This is a genomic window from Pseudomonas sp. LJDD11, from assembly GCF_024584215.1.
Taxonomy (GTDB): Bacteria; Pseudomonadota; Gammaproteobacteria; order Pseudomonadales; family Pseudomonadaceae; genus Aquipseudomonas.
Genome location: NZ_JANJFL010000004.1, coordinates 313,378 through 336,238, shown reverse-complemented (window position 1 = coordinate 336,238; position 22,861 = coordinate 313,378). Strand labels below are relative to the sequence as shown.

At 59.1% G+C, this 22,861-nt stretch carries 26 protein-coding genes; 2 read left to right on the top strand and 24 right to left on the bottom strand.

Going from position 1 to position 22,861, the window contains the following annotated elements; translation table 11 throughout:
- Positions 1-115 precede the first annotated feature (115 nt).
- From NRB16_RS08145 to NRB16_RS08065, 17 genes are all read right to left on the bottom strand, one after another.
- Complete coding sequence (locus NRB16_RS08145; protein ID WP_257105945.1) at positions 116-301, bottom strand: hypothetical protein; 186 nt, start codon at positions 299-301, stop codon at positions 116-118.
- Positions 298-834, bottom strand: coding sequence for a glycoside hydrolase family 104 protein (locus tag NRB16_RS08140; protein ID WP_257105944.1), 537 nt, complete (start codon positions 832-834; stop codon positions 298-300). Before NRB16_RS08140 ends, NRB16_RS08145 begins: the two co-directional genes overlap by 4 nt.
- Positions 835-904: 70 nt before the next feature.
- Entirely contained in the window at positions 905-1,429 is a 525-nt protein-coding gene (locus NRB16_RS08135; RefSeq protein ID WP_257105943.1) for a DUF4376 domain-containing protein, read from the bottom strand.
- Between the two features lie 9 nt (positions 1,430-1,438).
- Complete coding sequence (locus tag NRB16_RS08130; RefSeq protein WP_257105942.1) at positions 1,439-3,124, bottom strand: hypothetical protein; 1,686 nt, start codon at positions 3,122-3,124, stop codon at positions 1,439-1,441.
- Entirely contained in the window at positions 3,124-4,044 is a 921-nt protein-coding gene (locus NRB16_RS08125; RefSeq protein ID WP_257105941.1) for a carbohydrate-binding protein, read from the bottom strand. Before NRB16_RS08125 ends, NRB16_RS08130 begins: the two co-directional genes overlap by 1 nt.
- A complete protein-coding gene (locus NRB16_RS08120; protein WP_257105940.1) occupies positions 4,041-9,791 on the bottom strand; it encodes a tape measure protein in 5,751 nt (1,916 codons plus the stop codon). The genes NRB16_RS08125 and NRB16_RS08120 overlap by 4 nt, the downstream gene beginning before the upstream one ends.
- Positions 9,792-9,853: 62 nt before the next feature.
- Entirely contained in the window at positions 9,854-10,339 is a 486-nt protein-coding gene (locus NRB16_RS08115; RefSeq protein WP_257105939.1) for a hypothetical protein, read from the bottom strand.
- A gap of 70 nt (positions 10,340-10,409) precedes the next feature.
- Positions 10,410-10,631: a hypothetical protein gene (locus NRB16_RS08110; RefSeq protein ID WP_257105938.1), complete on the bottom strand. Its 222-nt coding sequence runs from the start codon at positions 10,629-10,631 to the stop codon at positions 10,410-10,412.
- A gap of 86 nt (positions 10,632-10,717) precedes the next feature.
- Entirely contained in the window at positions 10,718-11,143 is a 426-nt protein-coding gene (locus NRB16_RS08105) for a phage tail assembly chaperone (protein WP_257105937.1), read from the bottom strand.
- A 64-nt stretch (positions 11,144-11,207) separates the two neighbouring features.
- A complete protein-coding gene (locus NRB16_RS08100; protein ID WP_257105936.1) occupies positions 11,208-12,110 on the bottom strand; it encodes a phage tail tube protein in 903 nt (300 codons plus the stop codon).
- A gap of 64 nt (positions 12,111-12,174) precedes the next feature.
- Entirely contained in the window at positions 12,175-12,594 is a 420-nt protein-coding gene (locus NRB16_RS08095) for a DUF4128 domain-containing protein (protein WP_257105935.1), read from the bottom strand.
- The gene (locus NRB16_RS08090) at positions 12,591-13,022 is read right to left on the bottom strand and encodes a hypothetical protein (protein WP_257105934.1); all 432 of its coding nucleotides are present in this window, start codon (positions 13,020-13,022) and stop codon (positions 12,591-12,593) included. The genes NRB16_RS08095 and NRB16_RS08090 overlap by 4 nt, the downstream gene beginning before the upstream one ends.
- Complete coding sequence (locus tag NRB16_RS08085; RefSeq protein ID WP_257105933.1) at positions 13,022-13,393, bottom strand: hypothetical protein; 372 nt, start codon at positions 13,391-13,393, stop codon at positions 13,022-13,024. Before NRB16_RS08085 ends, NRB16_RS08090 begins: the two co-directional genes overlap by 1 nt.
- A 15-nt stretch (positions 13,394-13,408) precedes the next feature.
- Positions 13,409-13,909, bottom strand: coding sequence for a DnaT-like ssDNA-binding protein (locus tag NRB16_RS08080; RefSeq protein ID WP_257105932.1), 501 nt, complete (start codon positions 13,907-13,909; stop codon positions 13,409-13,411).
- A 3-nt stretch (positions 13,910-13,912) separates the two neighbouring features.
- Positions 13,913-14,266 (bottom strand): hypothetical protein, encoded by a 354-nt coding sequence (locus NRB16_RS08075; RefSeq protein WP_257105931.1) that lies wholly within the window; start codon positions 14,264-14,266, stop codon positions 13,913-13,915.
- 46 nt (positions 14,267-14,312) lie between these two features.
- Positions 14,313-15,254: a major capsid protein gene (locus NRB16_RS08070; protein WP_257105930.1), complete on the bottom strand. Its 942-nt coding sequence runs from the start codon at positions 15,252-15,254 to the stop codon at positions 14,313-14,315.
- Between the two features lie 10 nt (positions 15,255-15,264).
- Positions 15,265-15,978, bottom strand: a complete 714-nt coding sequence (locus tag NRB16_RS08065) for a hypothetical protein (protein ID WP_257105929.1) — start codon at positions 15,976-15,978, stop codon at positions 15,265-15,267.
- Between the two features lie 92 nt (positions 15,979-16,070).
- Between NRB16_RS08065 and NRB16_RS08060 the strand changes: the two genes are divergently transcribed.
- On the top strand, positions 16,071-16,562 hold the full coding sequence (locus NRB16_RS08060; RefSeq protein WP_257105928.1) for a hypothetical protein: 492 nt from the start codon (positions 16,071-16,073) through the stop codon (positions 16,560-16,562).
- Here the strand turns inward: NRB16_RS08060 and NRB16_RS08055 are convergent.
- From NRB16_RS08055 to NRB16_RS08035, 5 genes are read right to left on the bottom strand one after another with little or no spacing between them, the layout of a single operon-like run.
- The gene (locus NRB16_RS08055) at positions 16,549-17,625 is read right to left on the bottom strand and encodes a minor capsid protein (RefSeq protein WP_257105927.1); all 1,077 of its coding nucleotides are present in this window, start codon (positions 17,623-17,625) and stop codon (positions 16,549-16,551) included. The genes NRB16_RS08060 and NRB16_RS08055 overlap by 14 nt on opposite strands.
- Positions 17,600-19,054, bottom strand: a complete 1,455-nt coding sequence (locus NRB16_RS08050) for a DUF4055 domain-containing protein (RefSeq protein ID WP_257105926.1) — start codon at positions 19,052-19,054, stop codon at positions 17,600-17,602. Before NRB16_RS08050 ends, NRB16_RS08055 begins: the two co-directional genes overlap by 26 nt.
- On the bottom strand, positions 19,054-20,376 hold the full coding sequence (locus NRB16_RS08045; protein ID WP_257105925.1) for a terminase large subunit: 1,323 nt from the start codon (positions 20,374-20,376) through the stop codon (positions 19,054-19,056). Before NRB16_RS08045 ends, NRB16_RS08050 begins: the two co-directional genes overlap by 1 nt.
- A complete protein-coding gene (locus NRB16_RS08040; RefSeq protein ID WP_257105924.1) occupies positions 20,351-20,827 on the bottom strand; it encodes a DUF2280 domain-containing protein in 477 nt (158 codons plus the stop codon). The genes NRB16_RS08045 and NRB16_RS08040 overlap by 26 nt, the downstream gene beginning before the upstream one ends.
- Positions 20,828-20,858: 31 nt before the next feature.
- A complete protein-coding gene (locus NRB16_RS08035) occupies positions 20,859-21,470 on the bottom strand; it encodes a putative metallopeptidase (protein ID WP_257105923.1) in 612 nt (203 codons plus the stop codon).
- Between the two features lie 59 nt (positions 21,471-21,529).
- Here NRB16_RS08035 and NRB16_RS08030 point away from each other — a divergent pair, with 59 nt between their 5' ends.
- Positions 21,530-21,736 (top strand): hypothetical protein, encoded by a 207-nt coding sequence (locus NRB16_RS08030; protein ID WP_257105922.1) that lies wholly within the window; start codon positions 21,530-21,532, stop codon positions 21,734-21,736.
- On the opposite strand, the gene NRB16_RS08025 is transcribed toward NRB16_RS08030, so the two are convergent.
- On the bottom strand, positions 21,733-21,975 hold the full coding sequence (locus tag NRB16_RS08025) for a hypothetical protein (RefSeq protein WP_257105921.1): 243 nt from the start codon (positions 21,973-21,975) through the stop codon (positions 21,733-21,735). The genes NRB16_RS08030 and NRB16_RS08025 overlap by 4 nt on opposite strands.
- Positions 21,976-22,521: 546 nt before the next feature.
- Positions 22,522-22,824, bottom strand: a complete 303-nt coding sequence (locus NRB16_RS08020) for a DUF2829 domain-containing protein (protein WP_257105920.1) — start codon at positions 22,822-22,824, stop codon at positions 22,522-22,524.
- Positions 22,825-22,861 lie beyond the last annotated feature (37 nt).

The window sequence follows — 22,861 nt, the reverse complement described above, 5'->3', positions numbered from 1 at the left end:
TATTTCGGCGCTGTGTAGGTCTCGCCGTCAGCCGACTGGTAGCGGAAGTCGTGCATCAGCACCCACTCGCCCTTGGCGTAGGCCTGGAGCACAAGAGGGTCGAGGAAGCGGCCGGTCATGGCGCACGGCCGCAGGTGACTTCAATACGGTTCGGCGCGATTGAGGCATTGACTAGAATACGGTTCGCCTGGCGTGCCGGTTCCGGAGCCGCGCAATAGGCACCGGCCGCGTAGCTCAGGGCCTGGACTGCGCAACCGGGCAGTAATACTGCGATGGCGATCATCAGGGCCAGGCGCTTCATGCCATCACCCCGCCGCAAGCAGAGTACATGGCCAGCAGGTCAGGCTCGGGCACCTCTTCCTGCGCCCGCTCGTCTGCGTAGATTTCCAGCAGGCTGGCAAGCTTGTGCTCGCGCTGGCCATAACCAGCACCGGGCAAACTGGCCCAGATCGGCGCCGCTTTTGCGATGGCGCGCTTGATGTCACCGGCCTTGATGAACGGCATCGCGCCGCACTCGATCAGCAGCTTGATCGCGGCCAGGTCCTGAGCCTCGGGAATGAACCGGCCCTTGAAGCCGTAGTTCCGCACAATGGCGTCCCAGGTGCGGGCCAAGAACTGGTACCGGCCAGCCGCGGTGGACTTGATCTTGTAGCGCGGCAGGTCAACAAGCACGCGCGGGTGCGCGCTGTAATCGCTGAACAGCTTGCCGCCGACCAGCACGTTGTAGCCGTCGTCAGAGGCCTTGATGGTGCTGGTTCCCTCGCTCCAGGCGAGCATGTCCAAAAAGGCCAGGACGTTCTTGCCGCCAGCCTGTGTTGCGTCGATTCGTGCCATGTAACTTTTCTCCAGACGAAAAAAAACCGCACAAGGCGGCATGGGTTGTCTTTGCCGGAATCTGTAGTCGTTACGGCCAGCCCTGCTCCAGCAGTTCGGTCGTAATTGAGCCTTCAGCCACCGCAGCCTGCAGTTCTGCCTCCCGGTCGAAGCACGCCTGCACATGCGCGCGCACGGTCGAGGCCAGCGCCAGGATCTGCTGCCCGGTGAGCTGCACGAAGCCTGTGGCTGTCTTCCACTGCAAGCTGTATTCAGGATCGATCAGCGCCTGGAGCGCGGCACCGGTGATCAGAGTTTGGCTGCGGTCGTCCGTGGCCACGGCCATGCCTTCAAAGGTGATGCCTGCGGTCTCGGCCTGATAACGGCGGGCGGCGATCAGCGCTGGCCAATCCGGCACAGGCGGTTCAGGCAAGACCGGCACCGGATAGCTCGACAGCTTGCTCCACTCCAGCCCGTCCCACTGGGCAAACTCACCATCAGCCAGCTTTGGTGGCTCTGTTGCTGTGCCAGCAGGCACCGGGCCTAACGGGTCTTCAACTTTGAAAGCTGATGTGAAAACTTTGTTTGAGTCCCACAGATAGACATAGGTTTCCATAGTCATTCCTCAAGCCGACCTGATGTAATTTTTAAAACCTGCCGGTGCAGGTAAAAAAGGAAGCAAGAATTGCGTTGTAGGGTCATACGCAAAGGTTGGGGCGCTTTTAATTACGCTTGCTGTACTGGAGCTTGCGGCAATTACAGTTCCGTCTGTTGAACTAATTCTATTTGCACCTGCTAGCACTGCCGATGCCGGTGCAGTGTATGTGGTCACATCCGCGCTTTCACCTATCTGAATAACTTGAGGGGAAACGCTGCGTACCAAGAAAAAGAAACCGCTGTTGTATGTAATATCGAAAATGTTCGCAGCCGCTGGCAACCCGACCACCAACCAAGTTAACCCGTTGTCCATTGATTTGATTGCGTTAATACCTGCCGCACTACCGTTAACGCCAGCAAACCAAACACCCCGCCTGTTGTTTGAGATAGCAGCGTAATTAAGTGTGTTTGGTACTACAACTGTGGCCCAGGTCAAACCTCCATCTGATGATCTTCGAATACCGTTGGATATTCCTACGCACCAAACACCATTATCGTCTGTGGAAATTGCAGAATGGACAACTGACGTACCTGTTTCATGCGAAGTCCATGCCCATGGGGAAGTTGCGAATATCCACCTGTACACATAAGTTCTAGCGACAACAGGGGTTGCGATTACCACCCCTTTGGAGTCAATAGCTACTCTAGCACATAATTCTGGTAGCGTTGCCTTGGCAGACCATTCTATGCCGTCATTGGATACATACAAATAACTGGTACTAGAACCCAAATCCCTTAATAAAACTATCCAGCACGAATAAGTTTCAGAATATATAACATCAGCCACTAAACAATTACTAATTATTTGAAGGTCGCCAAGAAAATTTTTACCCCCATCGTTACTGTATTGGAAAGCCCCGCTAGAAGATACTGCGAGAACTCTCGGAGGCGCACCAGGGTATGCACCCGGTGCTGTAGCTATATACGGTTTTGTACTACCCAGTGTCGTCGATGTGTAAGTTTGACTAATTTGCCAACCCTGAGCACCTACCACGTTAGCAAGTGCAACATACGAAGAACGAAGCCTTATAGAACCGTCCATTGGAAGGTAATTAAAAGCGCTAAATTTAACAGTGAGATTAGTTGCACTTGTTCTTAAATCCCCAATGCCATCGGGAAACCCCCAATTAGGGATTTTGCTCACGTTGTTAAATACAAGAACCGCACCTGCGAATCCTGTCACCGGATTTGGAATACCGGCAACCCATGCAACTCCACTAGCACTGCCGTTGACGCCCAGCACCTTGTAAGCATTACCGACGAGTGATGGCGCGCCGGCAGCAGACTGCGCAGCGGCTGCCGATACCTGGGCGCTGTCTGCATGCTGTTTAGACAGATCGGCTTGGTCTTTGGCCAACGTCACTTGCGCCGCACCAGCGCTTGTAGCGTCAGTGACAGCCTGCTGAGCTGCCAGCTTTGCTGTGTTCGCCGCCGAGGCGGAGTCAGAAGCCGCTGTAGCAGACCCAGATGCTGAATTCTTTGCTGCGGTTACGTCAACGATGGCCTGGTTAATACCGGGGATCGTGCTGCCATTGAGCTGATCGACCATCTGCTTTTCGGCCAGCAGGGTCGCATCGGCCTTTGTGTTGAAGACCGCTTCCGAATCGGTTGCCAACGGCGGTACAGGCAGAGGCGTGAGTTGTGGGATAGCCATTACATGAGGCTCCTGACAGAAAGGGTGTAGGTCGCGTGGTTGTAGGTCGGCAGACCAATGTCGAGGTCGTCGTAAGTGCCAGCGATGATCGTGTAATCAAGCTCTTCGGCGCCGACGTAGAGGGCTGCCGTAGCATCGAGCGGGTCCAGGGTGCGCAGCGCGTCGGTTACTTCGTCACCGGCCATCACGACCCGATAGTCGATCTTCCGGCGCGCCCCGTGCTTGGTCATCGTCACCGAGCCGTCAAACTCTTCTTTCACGGTCGTGTAGGACTTGCGCCCCAGAGATGTGTCGTACACAGCGGTACCGATTGGCTTAGACCAGCCAATGATCATCATGCCGACTCTGGCCGTGCTGCCCGGCGCGCTGATCACAACACGAACGTCGGCATTGCTGGCCGGCGGCAGATCCAGAACAGCGAGGTTCTCGCGGGTCTTGAAAGGGCTGAAAAAATGCTGATACCAGCCGCTGCCACTTGGCGAAGTCATCACGAATGTCTGGTCATAGATCGGCGTAGCGTTACCCGGCTGGGTCATGACCACCTGCACGCTCGATGCGACAACACCTACCAGGCCAATGGCATTCACCCGCTGGCCAGGCCGGATCGTCAGGTCGATCTCGTTCGCAGCGCTTGAGAAAGACCCGATAGCCCAGGTGTTGCCGATCTGCTTGTTGAACATCCGGTAGCGGTTAATCCAGCCCAGATTGAGCCATGCCGCCGGGGTAACGGTGTCGCTGATCGGGTTGCGGTTCGTGTGCGCCACCAGCGCCTCATAGTTGATCTGGCCGACAGTGACCCGATCACCAATGGCATAGGCCTGAGTCGACGACCAGGCTGGGTAATCGGCCGCCGGCAAGGTGCTGGAAATCAACCGGGCCGGAGTAACCTCCAACCCGGGTACAACGGTCATCTGATTCATGCGATTACCTTGACTTGAGTGGTGCCAATCGCCTGGACGCCGACCTCTGCAAGCTGGCCGGTGTTATCACTGGTTTTCTTGGCATGGGCGTTCAGTACAGCCAGGCCGGAGCGGATCTCGTCCCGTAGTGCACGCAGCTCTGCCACAGCAGCCGCATCGCCTGCGCCCTGCCCGCCCTGCCCCTGGCCCTGCTGGCCGGCATAGATCTGCGCCGGCCTGGTGATCTGGAGCACCGGACCGGTTTCGCCCACGCCCCCGCCAGTCGAAAACCCTGGCAGCCGGCCAGCGTTCATCTGATCCAGCAGTCCCGTGCCGAACATGCGCACGGCATCAGCGCTCATCACGTACTCGCCGTTTGAAAGGCGAGCCAGGATGCTGTCGCTGGTACCGGTGCCAGGGCCTGCGATCAACCCGCCGGTGGCGTACTTCGGCAACTGTCCGTTTGCCAGCGCTGCGTTGCGCACAGCCTCTTGAAGCTGCGCCGGAGTCAGCGCCCCGGTCGTGAGCTGGGTAGCCCAGTACGCTGCGCCGTCGTTCATCGCGATCCCGGCAGCTTTGTACGCAGCCTCAATCGCAGCAGCGTTCGTGATTGCGCCTGTGATGTTGCCTGCGTTGAGGTTTCCGGACGCAAGCTGGTCCTGCCAGTACGCCTTCCCGCCATCGTCAGCAGGCCGCCCCAATTTGTCCTTGTAGATCGAGTCGATGAGAACCCCGGCGTTCTGCGGCGAGATCTTGCCCGTAATCGAAGCAATCGCGGCGACCACAGATGCGTTCATATCTTTTATCGCATCGGCGACCGACTTGACGCTGTTGTCGACGCCGTTCAGGGCATCGAGCTGCGACTGTGCGAACAGAAGCTGCTCATCCAGCCCCTTGAGCTGATCCTCCAGTGCTTTGATGGTCTTGTCTGAGGCTGTGAGCTGCTTGCCGGTCAGGCCGTTCAGCTCTGCGACCAGATTTGCATTGCGCCCCTGCTCCCGGCTGAAGTCCTCCAGGCTTCCATAGAGCGAGGTGTCGTTGTCGCTGATGACCGAAAGGGCATCCTCAAGCCCCTCAAAGCCACTGAGTGACCCGCCAGCCTTGGCAATTGCAAGAGCAGATACGACGGTCGCCTGTGCCTGGGCGCGAAGCATTTTCACCGCTTCATCGCTGTCGCCGCGCAGGGCCTTCATCGCATTGCCGAGGGCATTGCTGATCGACGTCAGACCCGAAGCGCTTTCACGCGCTGTCGTGATCATGTCGTTGACCGACGTTTTCTGAGCGTTGATCGAGCGCTGAAGTGTTGCGAAAGCGGCGTTCGCGTTATTGACCAATTGACCCTGGAGCGTCTGGTAAGCCGCATCCGCGCTCGTGGCCAGAGCCATCAACGCATCAGCAGTAGCCTTGCCTGTAACCTGCCCCTTCTTCGCAGCTTCAACCATTGCGATAAATGCATCGCGCGTGGCCGGCAGCTCGACGCCGAGCGCTGTGAATGCCGCGCGGGTCGCAGCGATCTGGTCCAGCGACTTCTGGCTATCAGTGGTGAACAGGTCGTAGTAGTTCGACGCACCCTCTTCAAGCGTTGAGAAATAGGCATCCGCAGATGTCGCAAGGCCCATCATCGTTGCGAACATGGATTGCCCGGCTATCGTAGTGACGTCAATGTCCTCAACGATCTTCCGGTACGCTTCCCGGGTGTCTGGAAACTCCATATTGAAGCCGAGGAACGTGCCGCGCAGGGTCTTTTCAAGATCCTGAAACCGCTCGCCCTCGCTGAAAAACACTTGGTAGTAGCCGTTCACCAGCTCGTTCAGCGCATTGACCTTTTCCTTCGCTGACGCAGTGTCAACGTCGAGATCGGAAAACTTCGCGACCATGTCCAGAATCGCATCCGACGCCTGTAGGCCAACGTCGCCGATCTCAAGCACGCCGACGCGGATCTGTTTCAGCGCTGAGTTCACGCCGTTAAACCGTGTGAAAACCCCTTCGATGGCTGCAATCACGTCATCAGCGGTGGACTCCCAGTCGCGAGCGAAGCCCATGAACTGGTTCTTGAAGTAGGCAGGGATACCATCAGAATTGACGATCGCCTGGGCCAGGAATGAGCCCATCACGTACTCATAGTTCTGCTTGATCCCTGCGACAACATCGCCACCGGCGTGCTGCTGAATGCCGGTGATTGTCGTGCCGTTGTTCAGGGTTGCCAGAAACGCGCTGGAGTAATCGCCGGAGGTCTTGCGCTGCCGCATTGTGTTGTCGAGCGAGATACTGGCAGCAGAGTCGCCGAACACGGAATACAGCATGCCCATGGTCGATGTGAATTTCTGAACTGTCGCACCAAGCTCAGCGTTTACCGCATCGCCGAACTTCGGCTGTTTCTCTTTCCAGCCCTCAACCCAGCCGTTATCTGTGAACTTGCCGCCCTGCCAGGTACCGGACGCCGAGCCCGACAACTCCGGAAATTTTTCACCCGAGCCGAACGCAAACGAGCTCGCGATAGAGCCAACAACGGCGCCAATCGCAGCACCAATGGCGGTACCGATCACAGGCACAATCGATCCAATGTACGCGCCGGCCGCAGTGAAGCCAGCAGTCAGAGCAGCCCCCTCAACCCCGTAGTTCTCATACGCGGTAAAGATGCTATACGCGATACCAATCACACTCAGCGCAGTACTCAGTCCTTGAAGAGTATTGGTCAGCGCAGCGTTCGATGCGTTTAGCGCTGTATCGACTGCACCGGCGCTGATCTCCATTTGTACACCGAACTGAGTAGCATACTCGGCAGCGGCTGCGTTGAGCCCGGCGGTTGTGCTTTCAACCGTGAACTGCGCAGCGGATTGTGCCGCGACGGCGGCCGTCTCTGAGCCGACGGTGAAAGCACTGGTCACAGCTTCAGAGACGTAATCGGCGCCAGACTTGAACGCCCCGGTGAGACCGTCCTGAGCGAAGCCGGTGCGCAGCTCAGTCACAAAGCCACTCTTGGCGATATCGACCGCCGTCTTCGCAGTGCTCAGGAAACCCATTACTCCGCTGCCGCTTCCTGACGTGCTGTTAGGGCTACCGAGGATCTTTTCCCAGGTACTGCCCAGCCCTTGGCCGTTGTCGGTGCCCGTCAGCCAGTTTGCGAACGAGTTCAGCAGCGGCTTTGTTGTTAGCATATGGACGATCTCGCCCAAGGTCTGCTTGAAGCCCTTCTTCAGGTTGTCCCACAGCGATTCCGCGCCGTCGCCAATGTTCGCCCAGGCGTCAGCGAAAACTCCATCGATGCGGTCTACGGCAGCCTCAGTCATCTGACCCCAGATCGTGGCTTTGGAGCGGTTGACCTCGTACTCGTTGCCCAGCTTCACCAGCGTCTGCTGGTACAGGTCAATGTTGTCCCGGTCGTTCTCCATCGCCCAGGTCAGCGCCTCCTGGGCCTCCCGGTACTCTTTCAGCGCAGCGACTTCGGGATTCAGCCGGTCGACAAGGTCACGGGCTTTGTTGGCTTGGTCCAGCGCCTTGTTGTTGGCCAGCTGCGCCTTGGTCACCTCCAGCAGTTGCTTGTGCTCTTGCGAGCCGACAGCGATGTTCTTGCCGATCAGCGCCGTCTGCACCTGCTTAGCAACGTTGTAGGCATCAATCGCCGCCTCACCCTGAAGCGTGGCCTTGGCCAGATCCAGGGTCTGGGCGTTCTCGGTGCGCATCTGGGCGACCAATTCGCCGATGGCCAGCCGGTCGCGGGCATCTACTTCGTCGTTGATCGCCTTTGCAACCTTAGTGCGCGCGCCTTCGCCCGTCTTGAGCAGCTCCTCCTCGATCTTCTGCTGGATGGTCAGGGCGCGGACGTTGTCGGCGCCGCCCAAGTACGCGTCGGCCATTGCGTTGGTGGACTTGACGCTGATGGCCGACTGCGCAACCAGATCCTCCAGGGCCTTCTTCTGGCGCTCAGCCAGTGCTTCGGCATCCTTGGCGGCTTTTTTCTGCTCGTCCGTGAGCTCTTTTTCGGCCTCTGACACCTTCTTGAAGCCTGCCAGGCGGTCTTCTGTAGAGCGAGCGGCCAGGGCCTGGCCAGATTCGTACATTTCCCGCTGCATCTTCGCCATGCTGCGCTGTGCAGCGAAAGATTCAACGGCGGCATTTCGCTCATTCATGATGCTGACGATAGAGTCCTCGCGGGCCTGATTGACCACAGCCAGGTCGGCCTCGAGCTGCTGGCCGGCAGCCTCATACGCCGCATCATTGTTGCCAAAGCTCAGTGCAGCCTTGGCTTTTCGAGCAAACCCAACAGCGTAGACATACGCCTTATCCAGGCCAGCAGCGATCTCAACTGTCATAAGCTGGATCAGCGCGCGCACGTTCTCGGGGAAGTCCCGAAATGTCGCAACCATGTTGTCGACGTTGTTGCTTAACAGATCGCTCCAGAACCCCGACTCAAGGGTCAGTGCCTCCGAGACGATGCCGAACGACGCCTTGACGTCAGCAGCCCAACCCTTAAATTTCCCAGCCGAGGCTTCAAGATTGGTTTCTAGCTGACCAGACGCGAGCTGAGCGTTCAATTCCTCAAGCGCATCGTTTACCGCCTGCACCGAGTCTTTCATGATGGCGCCGGTGGCGGCGTTGTTGATCAGCCGGAATGTGGTGTCCCACGTGTCGCCGAGCGCGGCAATTTTCCCGTCGAGAGTGTCGACGCGACGTGCCATTGCGCCAGCGAACTGGTTTTCACCCAAAGCGATCAGGTACTTCTCAATTTCTTTCGCGCTGTTACCAATGGTCGTCTTAACGCCCTGGAAGACCATGGTTACCTTGTCGCCGTCTTGCTTGGCTTTGATGCCAAACTCTTTCAGGCGCTCGAACTCCCCCGTGGTGGCGTCTGCAACGGCCTCGATCATCTGATTGAGGTCTTTCCCCATGGCTGATGCGGTGTTGCCATAAGAAACCATGGCTTTTTCAGACGGGGTAAGGCCCAAGTTAACCAGTTTCGTGAAGCCATCTACCGCCTGGCTCAAGTCGTAGGGTGTCTTGGCTGCGAACTGCTGTAGCGCTCCGAAGGCGCCCGCGGCCTTTTCTGCGGAGCTGGTAGCCGTTACAAGTCCCGCATTCAGCACGTCGAACTGACGCTGAACATCGGATAGCTTCTTTACACCCTCCACGACACTGATAAATGCTGCCACCTGCAGCACCAGGCGCTTAAGGGCCTCGCTCAGATTGTCGACGGCCGAACCGGTTGGCGGAGTGACGTCTTGAACATCATTTGCGCTGTCGCGAAACTTGCCGAAGGCGTCGGCGGCCTCATCAGCGTTGTCTTTGGAGTCCTTTACACTGTCGTTGAATTTAGAGATGTGGTCGTCAACGTCTTGAATGACATCAAGCCCATCAATGGCGCGAGCGACTGTGGATATGCTGGAGCCAGCTTTAGCCATATCGCCACTCAGCGACTGAGACGACGAAGATAGCCGCTCTACAGCAGATCGCGCCTCACTGGCGCTGCGATCAATCCTTTCAAATCCTCCCCCAGCATTGCCTGCCTTTCCTGCGGCGGCGGCCATGCTGCTCAGGCCAAGCGCAGCACTCACTGCCGCCGACTCAACCCTTTCTGCGCCGGCAGCAGCACTTGCCGCCGAAGCCCCAATACTCTTTGCGGCATTGGCTACCGATACGGCGGAGCTGGTAAGCTTATGACTTGCCTGCTCGGCGCCTTGGGCGGACCGCTCCAAGGCTGACAGATCGTTGGCGGCCTTGGCAACCTGAGTGCTATCTACCGTGACTATCAGCCGAGCCGACTCTGTCATGACTTTTCTCCAGGCGAAAAAAAGCCCCGTTCAATGGCGGGGCTGCGTGCGTGCTCTCAAGCCTACTTACATAAGGCTTTTCCAAGCTCTCGAAATTTTCCATCTCTGGCGACATCGACAATATCCACAACCTTGACCAGTTGCGGTTTGACGCCATGGGAAGCGGCGTCGCTGCAGATGTACTCCGCATATCCGTTGCGATTCGTTTTGTCGTCTAACACCCCTACATAAAGCGAGGCGCCAGTCATCCATAGGGCGTCTTTGGCAATTGGCTCGGCTCCACTCTTGAGGTGGTTGGCATATCGATCCTGAGCCTCGGTGATGGTCTTCGTTTCTGCTTGCGGCTCTGGTGCCGCCGAGTTTGAGGGGCTGACAGTCGCCTTGCCCGACAAGACGGAATAGCAGGTTGCCAGCAGCACGCATGCGAAAACCACGGCCAATGCCTTGACCAGGCTGCTGGTTTTCGACATGGCTGCACCGCACATATGGCACTTCTTGGCCTTGGCATCGACTAGCGACCAGCATTTTTTGCACCGATCTGTAGACATTCCTACCCCTCCCTGACAGATGGCGGAAATCTAACACCCTCTGCCGGTATCGCAAACCGCAGACCCTGGCTCAGCCCTCATGAGCAACCTTGCACTGGATGGAATCCATCCGCATCAGCGCCCTGTATTCCTCCGGCTCCAGGTAGCGATCCATCAGTCGAGACCAGGCTTCAAGCTCGCTCCAAAGTAGCGGGTCGCTGGTTCGCTTGCACTCCCAGAACAGCCCCACGAGGTACTCCATGCCCTCAGGCATCGGCGGCACATCCAGTTCGCGAGGTTTATGCCCGGTCATGCGCCAGACCTGCGTCAAGTGATCCCGAAGCGTGGACTTCGAATCCTTGATCGGCTTGGTCAGGCGCAGTTCGGCTTCCCAGAAGGTCAGGAGGTCGTCGAGTCTGCCGCGAAAAAACGAGAACGGTTACCCGCCAGCGATTCGACTTCCTGAGCGAGGCCAGGGTTTTGGGCTAGCAACTCGCTGACGGCCTCGACAGAGAACGGCACATCGAAAGACCAGCCGATCACCAGGGCGCTGCGGTACTTGATGGTGCCGGCCTGGGTGATCTCGAATACTTCATCGGTCGAGAGTTTGGATTCGTCACGGTCGCGGCCTTCGCGACTCAGCTCCAGCAGAGTACGCCGGGCGATTGCCGCGTCGGAGCTGGTTACGACCAGATAATGCGGGGTTTCGGTGCCGTCAGGCAGGGTCAGCGGCAGCTTCTTGCCCTTCTGGATGGCCGGCATGGTGAAAAAGTCGGACAGTTCGAAGTTCTTGACCTGGGCTTCGGCTTTGGCTTTGGTGGTCATGCGGCGTTTCTCCTGGCAAAAGAAAGCCCGCGCAGTGGCGGGCATAAAGAATCAGGGGTGCAGGTCAGGCAGAGCGCTCGATCTGCATGGTGGTGCCCAGCGCGGCGTCGTAGCCCGCGCTGACGGTGTACTGCGGGATGATGGCGCCCGGCCCCGAGGTCTGTTTCTGGCCTTGGGTGTAGCGAACCTTTGGCAGGGTCAAGGTGTAGCTGTCATCGCCCTCCTTGAACTCAATGACGTGCGCGGTGCCGGTTTCATTCAGCACCTTGTCCCACAGCACAGCGTCGACAAGGTAGGCCGACATCGAGCCAGTGACGGTGGCCACGCCGTTGCTGATGTCGAACGCCTCGCGACTGCCCAGCGCGAACAGCGCTTCCATACCGTTATCCAGCGTTACCGACCACTCGGTCGCATACGCCACCGGCACGCCGCCTTCTTGGAGGGCCAGGTTGGTGGTGATCATGATGTCGGTGTCAGTCGGCGGCACGAACGTCGACCCGGCCGGCAAGGTGAATTTCTCGGCCTTGGTGCCCATCATGCTGAACGTCACGCCCACAGGCGCATTCAGCGGGGAACTGATCGCCATCGAGCTTACCGCGCAGCCGAGGTACACGTAATCGATGCCGATGTCGGTGTGGCGCTCCAGAATGGCGAAGGTGCGCTCGACCTTGCCGATTTTCAGCACGTTGGCGGTCCAGCTGCCTTGCATAGCGGCCTGGATCAGGTCGTCGAAGCTGGCGAAAGACAGCTCAACAGCGATATCGCCGGCCACGCTGTAGGTACCACCGCGGCTGGCCGGGCGCTGGCGGGACTGGTTCATCTCGGCAGTGTCGATCTGCTGGATGTTTGGGGTCAGGCCGGCACTGACGAAGCGGATCGGCTTCCAGGCCGGGGTTGCGGGAATGGCGCCGGCCACTTCCTCGATGTAATACGTCTCTACGGCTGAGCCGCTGGCTGCATTGCCCATTTCGGGATCTCCATAACGAAAAAACCCGCAGTGAGCGGGGTGTGGGGTTGTTGATTCGGATGGGTCAGGCGCTTGGGAAGACCCAGGCCGTGTAGTAAACGCGGATGCTGACCGTCATCCAGGGTGAGCCAGTGCGGATCTGCGAGCGGTCGGCCTTGCGGATGTGCACTCTCTGCCCCTGATACTCCAGGCGCTTGCCCGGCACATAGAAGGCCAGGGCTTTGTCCGCATCATTCAGGATCGGCCCTGTGCCGGTATTGGCTGGGTGATTGATGTCGATCTGCAGGTAGCCGGTGCACTCGACCGGATTGGCGCCGCCGAAGGCAGCCGGCTCTCGGTTGGTTGGCAGGTCAGTCAGTGCGGCCCATGCCTGGCCCTGCACTGGCGTGAAGGCTTTGCCCTCCCAGGCCGTCCTGGCTGCCGGGTAGAGGTTCGCCGCGAGATAGGCCGACACAAGCGCGCCATTGATCTTGGTTTCGCTCATGTCGTCTTCCTGGCCTGCTCGTCGATCAGTTTCTGGAACCGGTCAACGTTCTTCTTGACCATGCCCTGCGGTGCTTTCTCGCTATAGCCGTCAGCAGTAACCTTGTCGGTCGGCCCGTTGTAGTCGCCATTCTCGACGACTTCGCAGTAAGGCATGTTGTTCGTGAGGTGGGTTTCGATGCCAACCGCTGAGGGGGTGTTTTTGGTAACTTCAGCCATGGCGGCGGCACCGGCCTTGTCCTCTATGCCGGTATTGCCAGTGGCGGGCTGACCAACTGTTGTTTGCCAGTCGCCCCGTAACCGCCCCTCATCCACCGGCGTGTCCATGATTACGGCATTGAACAGGGCGATGGTGGTTCCACGAACGATCTTTTCATGCTTGGCGTTCGTCTTCAGCTTGAACGCCTTCATATCATCAGCCAGGCCCATCACTTCCTCACTTGCAGCTCATAGAGCAGCGGCGTACCGGCGGGATTGATCTCTTTCAGCGGCGGGATCAGCGACCACGTTTCGCCCTGGATGATCACTGTGTTGAGCAAGTTAGGCATCCACTCCAGCCCCTTCGCGGCGATCTTGAGCTTCTTATCGCCAGACTTGAGCAGGGTGTTGGTTGCGAACTCCTGACCGGTGAAGTCCAACAAGATGCCTTGGGCGACCCGTTCTCGCTCGACTCCTGGCGTTTCGAAACCCGTAACCGGGTCGTAATCGCCCGGCTGCACATCGCGAATCATGACGGGCTGGCCAAACTCGGTAATCAGTTCGAGAGCCGTTGCGGCCATCTCGTCGTAGAAGGTGGCCATGGCGGACTCCTGAAGTTATGAGCGAACTGCGAACAGCCCGCGCCGGGCCAAGTAGTCAGCGAACTGGGTAGCGCTCGGTCGATCTGGCGCAGCGGGCAGGAGATAGCCGCTGTCGTTGGGGATTTCGGCGTATTGAACATCCACAGCGCCCTCCACCCGCTTGCGAGTGACGGCGCCGGTCCGCTTACTGGGTGGGTCGATGTCGTCCGCATGGATCTCCACGGCCAGGGCCATCTGTCCGTATTCAATCCGGGCCGGGATCAGGGTCACCGGCAGGATTTCCCCGTCCAGTTCCACGCCCCGGCGCGGCCAGGGCAATGCTTGGGCGGTCGTCGCCTTGCTGCCTTTCCAGGTCAACGCCATCATCTGGACGGCGGCCCGGCGCAGTAGCGCTTCCTGCGCTGCCTCGTCAGCCGGGATTGTGCGGCCGAACTTGACCGCATAAGCGGCCAGGCTTTCCGCACTAGCGAAACTCTCGGCATCAGGCTTGCCGGTCCCGTCCTCAATGATGAGCATGTTTTACTCCGCTTCGTTCTGGCGCTTGGCTTCCGCCTCGGCCAGTTCCTTGGTGTCGTAGGGCTCGCCAACCTGCGCACCATCAGCGCCGGTTACAAGCCATTTGCCCGCCTCGCCCTCGGCGACAGCGAATACCGGCTTGGCTGCAGGCTTCTGGGTGGACGGCTTTTTGGCTTTGGCCGCCTTGACGACTGACGTCTCGACATTTGCTGCCTTGTACGCATCCACCACGGCGGGCCACTCCCCCACGACAGTCACCTTTGTGACGCCTGGCTCCGGCTTATCGAAATAGATCGGATTGCGGTAGCGCTTCTCGGGATCGAAGTCCGAGGCCTGCGCAGAGTAAGTCAGTTCCATGAAGTCCTCCAGAGCGGCCCGCGCGGACCGCTCGTGATGCCGATAATTAGGAGAGGTCGATCAGCACGCCGGCAGTTGCCTTGTCGCTGGTCGCGTACTTCGCCCAGTTGGCGCCGGTGCCGATGGCGGCCAGGTTCGGGTTGATACCGCCAACCGATTCTTTCCAGCTGTAGCCAAGGATATCCAGGTTGAAGGTACCTTCGGCGCGGTAGCCCATCGCCAAGTTTTCCTGGTTGTCGATGCTGTAAGAGCGGAAGCCCGGCGCTTGGGATTCAGTGACGCGGATCGCGCCAGCCTGCAGGCCGAAGATCAGATCGGCAGGATGGGTATCAGTGACGAGCACCGGCTTGCCCATGGTGCCTGGCAGGCCGCCGTAGATAACGACGCCGGCCTCTTCGTAGACCTTCTCGGTGATAGCCTGATCGACCATATCGAAGTAGGTGTTCGAATCCATCGTCCACAGGGCAATGCGGCTGGCCCGGTCGCCGAACTTGCGCATGCCCTTGGTCAGCACCTTTTTGCCGTCGGTGGCAAAGCTGCCAGCGGCAACCATGTTCGCGTTGGCGCCGATAGACGCCTTGAGCGCCGCCATTGCGTACTGAATGTAGCCCTCCATGACGGCGTCCGCCGAGTCCTGCCCCACCAGCTCGGAGAACTCTTCCGGCGAGCGCGCGCGGCGTTTGAAGGCCTCTTCGGTGGTTTCGTACGGGCCGTACTTGAACGGCACCTTGACGCCAACCATCTCGCCGGCGCCGATCTTGGAGCCAGCGACAGTCGCGCTAGAGTTCACATCACGGTGAGCGATGGAGCCGCCGATCTTGTAGAAGGCGCGCTTGCGCAGATCGCCCTCGATCAGTTCGTTGGTCAGCACGATTGCGCCGTTCGAAGAGGCATTGAATACCTCAATCACATCCTGGACGCGCTCCAGGTAGGCGGTTTGGGCCAGATCGTTGTAGACGATCATGTCCGAGTTGACGGTAGTCGGCATGGGTTACTTCCTATTTTGGCAATTTGAGATAGGCGTCCTGGCCATGCGACTGAATGAATTCGCGCTTCTGGACAGGAGTCATTTCGGATCGTTTTTGCGCGGCCCCGCCGCCTTTGCTTCCTTGGGCCCCGCCCCCGGATGCTTTGCTGCCAGCGATCAACGGCGCAAAGGCCGCATCGTTGGCAATTTCTGCTTTCAGCTCATCCAGCGTGGTCGCCGAGAGCTTGCCCGCCTTATCCAACACCACGACGGTCGGTTTGCCGTCGCGCTGCTCGACGCTCAGGCGGCGTTCGATGTGAGGGAGCAGCACTGCGGCGCTGCCCTGGACCGCCAAGGCGGTGGCCACTTCGGTGGCAGTGCGGCCCACAGTCAGATCCCGGATCTGGCCCAGCAGGCTGCTGTTGGTGGTTTCGAGTTCAGCAGTCAGTTCGGCCTCGCGGCGTGCGTACTTTTCTGACCAGGACTTCTCCAGGCCTTCCACGTCGCCGGCTTTGCGGGCAGCTTCTTCTGCGTCGAGCCGAGCCTTGTCCTCCGCTTCGCGACGAGCCTTGTCTGCGGCCTTCTTCTCCGCCAGCAGCTCTTCGTTCTTGGCCTTCAGGCCGGATACATCTTCCTGCTGCGGCAGACCTGCAATGGCCAGAACAAACTTGCCATCCTTTTCGGCGTACAGGGCTTTAACGGAATTGTCGACGCCTTCAAGGCTGTCCAGTTGGTATTCAAGCATTGCTGTCTCCCAGAGACGTGGTGCAGGCCCGGCCTGCAGTGGTAATGATCCCTGAATGGCGAGATGATTAGATTTCGCTTTCAGGGAGAGAAATGAGAATGTCGAATGGAGGTTCAGATGCGCGCATAGCGATCTTCAGTGCATCAATAGCCCTTTCAGGGGTCGTGATTAGCGCAGTAATTGGCTGGATTTCATCCGCGCAAAGTTCATCTCTGGCTTACAAGCAGGCCTGCGTGGCTCGAATTGACAGTCGAGAAATAGCTATCCGGGACAAGGTGGGGAGCTTCTATGCAGCACAGGGCGCGCTTATGTCTGCTGCTGACCAAAAGAACATCTCGGATGAGGATTTTGACCTCAGAATCGGGGATCTTTACAAAACCGCTTGGACGCTCAGCGCTCATGTCAGTGAGGGGCTGGCGATATCAACGCGGCTTCTTACAGTGGCTACAATTGAAAAGGCCAACCACGATCCTTCCCCGATAGCTCTAGCGACCAGTTCGTATACTGAATTGATGCGCAAATGGGATGAGCGATATGAACAAACCTTGAAGTCACTGGACCATGAGCGAGCTAATTGCCTTTAAGCCCTGCCTTTTCAAAGGCCAGCGGCTCAAGCTTCTTCATCTGCTCCAGATTCAGTGGCTTGAACTTTCGATCAAGCTGCAGTTCGGCGAATCGCTCGATGCTCAGGCCGCCATCGCGAAACAGCTTACCCCTCGCCGGTCCCAGCGCCTGGTCCTGAAACGCAGCCGGTTGCTTGGCCAGCCATTCGTAATAGGTTTCGTCGGCATCGACATAGCCGTCGACACTTGAGCGCGTGGCGCCCTTCTTGAGGAAGTCCAGTTCCGGGTCGAGCTCGGCAACAGTGGTTGACCGGCACCGAACATGCGCCGGTGGCTGCGGCCCCTTGCCCAGCTCGAACACCCGGCCATCCAGAGACCGGCAAAGTTGTGTCGTGCGGCTGTCAAGCGTGGATACCCACTTGTAGCCCTCGACAATGTCATCGTTTGCCTCCCAGGTTTCGAACCGGGCAACATTGGCGACGTGCTGGACTGCGGTTCGCACCACGGCATCAGCGTTTCGCTGGGTGATACCCAGAACCCCGTCCGTGTAGTTCGCAGCCTTCGTGCCACGGATCGCCTGAATGATCTGCTGGTTGGTCTGGCCCTGCGTGTAGCCCAGGCGGACGGCATTAACGATCCGGCCCCGCTCGGTCGCCGTCCAGTCCTTGATGAAAGACTTGAGCAGCTTGCCGCCATCGGCTCCGGCCACCTGCAGCGGCTGGGCGTTTATCGCGGCCCGGAGTGCGGGCAATGTCGGCGTTGCCGCCTGATAGCCGACCAGCACCTGATCCAGGCTGCGCGCCTCAAACCCGGCCTCGTACTCCGCCACCTCTTCCAGGTCGGCAGCCAACTGGCCGGCGTACTGGTCATAGATGGCCAGCAACTGACCGTCCACCTCAGACAGCATCTTCTCCAGACGGACCGAAGCCCATTCTGTGAGGTTGCCGCCGCTCAGCCGGTCGCGAATGACCTTGTCGACCTGGCGCAGGTACTTGGCGACCTTCTCGACCTCTCCTGATTTCAGCTGCTCAAGCAGAACTTGGTGCCGAACAGCAGCATCAACCAGTAGCGGAGCCGTCGCCATCGTCGTCGCCTCCATCCAGGTCAAGGCCGGTAGAGCTGACTTCCAGCTCGTCGCGGATCATGTCGTCGGTTTTCTCGGGGTTGATCACCCCGCGATCGCGCAGGTACTGCCAGAAATCGGACTCAGGCAGCTTGCCGCCCTGCACGGCTGCGAACAGGCCGGCCAGGATCGTCGCGTCGAGGGTGATTTGCGTGAAGTCCTGATTCAGCTTGTAGACCAGCTCGCCAGCGGCACCGACGAACTCGGCAGCCCAGGCCAGGCACTGCATGTAGCCCTCGCTGACGTTGCTCACCACCAGCGACAGGACGCTGTGTTCGGCGGCGCTGTCTGATGCGGCCTGCGTGGCAGTCTTGGTCGCACTGCCGCGCTCGATGAGCCTGGCACCAAGGGCGACCATCTGGGTCTCCTTGCCGTCCATTGCCTCTTTGATCATTGTGTTGGCCTGAGCCTGAAGTATGCCGGCTGTTCCATTCGCAGGAAGCGGCAGGATCGCGCGGGAGCCGAAGTAGATGCCCTTGTCCTCCAGCATCTTGACCCACTGCTCGTTCAGGCCAGCCATGTACACCTGAGGCTGCCCCATCAAATAGGCCGCGTCCTCATAATCGGCGCTGTTCCGATAATGCCCGACGTTGACCACTGCCATGTCGTACAGCGGAGCGTCGTCGATGCTGGTGTCGTTGTTCTCGCTGCCCAGGAACTGGAACGGGATCACTCGCCATGGCTGGCCAAGGCTGTTGAGTGGCGTGAAGGCTGGGGCGTCCAGCGTGGACACGGTCTTGCCTTGCACCCAGACCTCTTGGGTGTAGATGCCCGCCTCACTGAGGCGCAGGACGCGGTACTGGACCACCTTGTCAATCCCAAAGCCGTCCTCGGTATCTGAATCGACCTCTTCCTTGAGCACGACCAGACTGAGCAGCTGCTGCCCGCCGACCTTGCGGGTCTTCCAGTTGATGATCGACTCAGCGGTGTAGCTGCTGATCGTCGCCCGGACGCGGCCTGATTGCTGATCGGCAACACTGACGGCCTGGCCATCGACCTGCGGGTAATCGACCAGCAGCCCGTGTCGGCCGACCTCCAGCAGATTGCCGATCACCGACTGGCTCTGCTGGTAGATGCTGACGCCCTGCCCGTCTACGTCCTGCGCGACGTACTCCAGTGCCCCGGGCACAGTCAGTGTCGGCCAAGTGCGGAACACCGCGCCGGTCAGGCTGTGCTTGGTGCGGCCCGTGGCGTTGTAGAACACGGCGCGCTGCAGGTAGGCGTTGTACCTGGCCTTGTTCTGCTCGCTTTCGTCCTGGGCGTTCGGGCGCGGCAGGTAGGTTTCTTTCGCTGCCTTGATCGTCTCGGAGCCCGAGCAGACATCACGGACCAGTTTCCAGCGGTTCAAGGCTCCGCTGTACTCGGGCCGAGTGAAAGTGACGTCGCTCATCAGTGGGCGAATCCTATGTTGATCGTGGTGGCGATGGCGTTGATCGGGTAGCGCTTGGCAATGAAGTAGCCGGCGGCGTCGTTCATGTGGTCGTGACCCTTTTTCGGGTCTTTGTCCGGTTCGCCCTTGTCGGTGTAGGTCTGGCGTTCCAGGCACTGGGTGAGCTGCGGGCACTGGTCGATGTTGACCTTCAGCCGGCGCTCGCCATAGGTGTTCAGGAACATGGCGTTGACCGCGTTGACCCGGTCCTTGACGCCTGGGTTGGTAGAGTCAACCACCACAGTGAATCCTGCCTTCTGGAGCAATGACAGGTCGGACTCGCTGGCATTCTTGCTGCTGGTGTTCTGGCCGCTGGCGTCCGGGTAGACAGCGATGTTGTGGCCGGGGAACCGCGCCTGGATCTTCTCGATCATCTCCGGCGTATCCCTGACCTTGTGCAGCTCATCCAGAGCCAGCGGCAGCCCGTCGCGGACCACGAACACCACAGCGCTCATCTTCATGACGTTGAAGTCCATGCCGATATGCAGAGCCTCGCCGGGCTTTATTCGCTCGGTAGTGCGGCATTCGGTTCGGCTGAAGGTGTAGTAGACGACGCCCGAGTAGTTCTCGAACCCGGCTTCGTACTCCTGCCGGAACGTCCGGGGGTCCATCTTGCGCCTAGCCGCTTCCAGTTCCTCGGCCGGAACGTTGCCGCCCTGCAGCGATGTGTACTGCCAGCTCTTGTGATCCGGTTCTCCGCCTTCCTGCCCGTCACGGTATGTGTCGTAGCAGTGGTTGAAGCCCTTCGGCGTGCCGATCCGCAGAGCGTGGCCACCCTTGAGCGTGCCGACATCGGGGATCGTGTACTGGCAGGTGGAGAGCATCGGCCGCAGGACCTCTTCCCAAGCGGCGTACTTGCAGTCGGCCCATTCGTCCACCAGGACAAAGAACAGGCCAGAGCCGCGCAGGTCGTCGTAGTTCTCCAAGCCCACGCAACGGATCAGGTGCCCGCTCTTGAGCGTGATCAGCATGTCCGTTTCGTTGGGCTTGCACTCGCGCCACTGCACCGGGATCGCCTGCTTGAGCCTGCGCCAGAACACCCGGCGCGCCTGCTTCTGGGTCGGAGCCGCGTACCAGATCTCGTCCTCGGCGCTAACACCCCACTCTGCCGCCAGCCTGGCCGCCCGGCGCATCTCTGCTTTGCCCAGGAACGTCTTGCCGAACCGGCGACCACACACCGCATCCCTGAACCTGGCATTAGGCTGGAAGCCCCACACGTAGATGTTGGCTTGCTTCGGCGTCAGCTGGACCGGCGCGTCATAGGTGCGGGGTAGCCGGGGCATCTTCGTCAGGCCTCAAGGTGTACTCAGCAACAGCGTGCTGCTGGTCCGCCTGGGCGCCCAGGGGTTTCTCGGATTCAAGTCGGCGATTCACATACACATCCCCGCATTCCTTGGCCGCCTGCTCGATGATCTGCACGGCCAGGGCCATGTTGCGCATCGTTTCGGCCTTCTCAGCCATGCGGCCCAGCGCACGGAGCCGGTAAGCGCGGTTGGCGATGGGGATCTCGGCGGTTTCTTCGCGGAAGCGTTTTCGGGTGTCGTGGAACAGGGTCACCCACTTGGCGGCCAGGTCGCGCCCGGCACGCTTAGTTGGGTCATGCGCCTCACACTTCTGGCGGGTCAGCTCAAGGCCGAATTCCTCTTTGACGGACGCTGCAACCTGGCTGGGCGTATCGAAGCAGGCCAGAGCCTGAACGATGAACGCTCGCACCTCGTTATTCAGGGTCGCCATAGGCATTCTTCCGTCTTGGGTCTGTCAGGGTTCAGGCAGACTTGAGCAGACAGGTCCCGCACGCCCTCGAAATGTTGATTCTTGCCACCTCAGGCGCCTGTTTTGCAGCGTCGATCAGTGCTTGAACGTCTTGACTAGCACCGTAGCGGCGAACCACTCCGAAAAATTCCTCGACGTCATGGCTCCGCATCTCAAGCTTCGGCATGCCCGTATCTTTGTTGAAGGCCGGGGCGCCGTACTTGTCGGGCTTGTGAGCGATATGGAACAGTTCATGCTCGATGAGCGCGCAGAATTCAGCGTCGGAGCACTGCGAGCAGTAATCAGCAGCCAACGTGATGATGAATTCAGGCTCCTCCCCGAACCACTCACGCATCTGCTGCTCCATCCGGGCCTTCTGCCAGCCACCGGCGCGGTGCATGACCTGTTCAGCTTGGCCCAGGACTACCCTTACCTGTTTGGAGAACGACTCGGAAGCCCAGAGGATGCCGATGTTCGCGCCTACCAGATGGGCGTGGTCTTCGTTGTGGATGCTGCCGGTGTCGGCAAGGATCTCGGTCGATATCCATTCCCAGACTTCGGGGGCGGGCTCAAGAGTCAGGAATACCGACTCAAGCAGGCTTGCTGGCGGATGCGGCCTCTCCATTGAGAGTTCCCCGTCTATGCTGATCTCGCAATGAGCCAGGAACCCAAGGAGGTATAGGCATGCGCTTCAGAGTGGTTGACACAAACGTTATCAACGAGCGCGGCGAGGTTACACACAAGCGCTACAGAATAATTGACACAGAGGATCCGGGCGACCCTAGCAAACATGGCGTGTATGAAGACAAGGGCGAAGCCGAGAGCGAGTGCAACAGGCTGAATCTTGAGCATCCAGACAACCTCGTGGAGGAAGCCAGGTTTGTCGACTAGTCAGACCCCATCAGCACATCCACCAGCTTCTGCTTTCCCAGCCTGAACAAGGCGAGCGCTTGGAGGTCATCAGCGGCAGGGCCGAACGCGAAAGCCTCGACTCTGCCGTTTGGTGATCGCAGAGCCAAGACGCCTATCGCGCATGGCTCCAGCTCTCCGGAGTCCAGTTGATCGGCAACCTTGCGCAGCGTCGCGACAGCATCCCGCCACCCTTCCCGCTTGAATTCGACGACATTCATGCCGTTACTCCACTGTGCAGCTCGGCCAGATCGACCAGCAACAGACCATTGCTTCATTGCTTTCTTCGAGCGCGCCAGCAAGAGTGAATAAATCGTCACCGATGCCTTTCTCATCACGCTATTGATTGACGTGGATCAATGCATGCCCAGCCATCAGGAACAAGCTGAAGTCAAGACGACTCCCAAGTGGGTGATGAAGATGCAGCACACTTATGAAATTCATTATCTACTTGGAAAAAACAAGCGGAGCGTAACAGTTCCCGCCCCTAGCATGGATTCCTCTCTGGCCCTGAAGATAGCGATCACTCATGCAGGTGCATGCGCTGGCATTTCTCTTCCGCTATCAGGGCTAAGTGAGATTCTTTGGCTGATCAAGCAGTGGAAAGTCGCTAACGTAAGGTGGAACAAGGCAGTTTCCTTCACTCGCCGCGACGTAACGCTTCAGCACCAGCAGCTTGTATGCCCTCGCTCGCTAGAAGACACGGCCCGCCAAGCATGCACACGGATAGCCTGCCTAAGCAGCCCAGAGGTATGCGCTTCCATCCATCAAAGTGAATCAGCCATAACAACCCAGTCGTCGGCCAGCATGTCGGTCTGCAAGGCGAGCCAGCCAGGCTGCATCTCGCCGGTCGCAGTCTTCATGTCGATGTGCGGGTTGATGGTGAACGATCCAGTAATGCCTGCCTTGTGATAGGCGCTGCCAGGGCGGACCTCGCTCACCGTCGAGCCTGGGTCGAGGACAAGCCACATACCCTTGCCATTCCAGCCGGACCGAGCAACGCGCTTGCCTTGCTTGAGCGCCTTGATTGCATCGCCAAACGAAACGCCTTCGGTTTGTAACTTGGTCATAGCCATTCTCCAGAATGCAAAAGCCCCAGCGGATGCC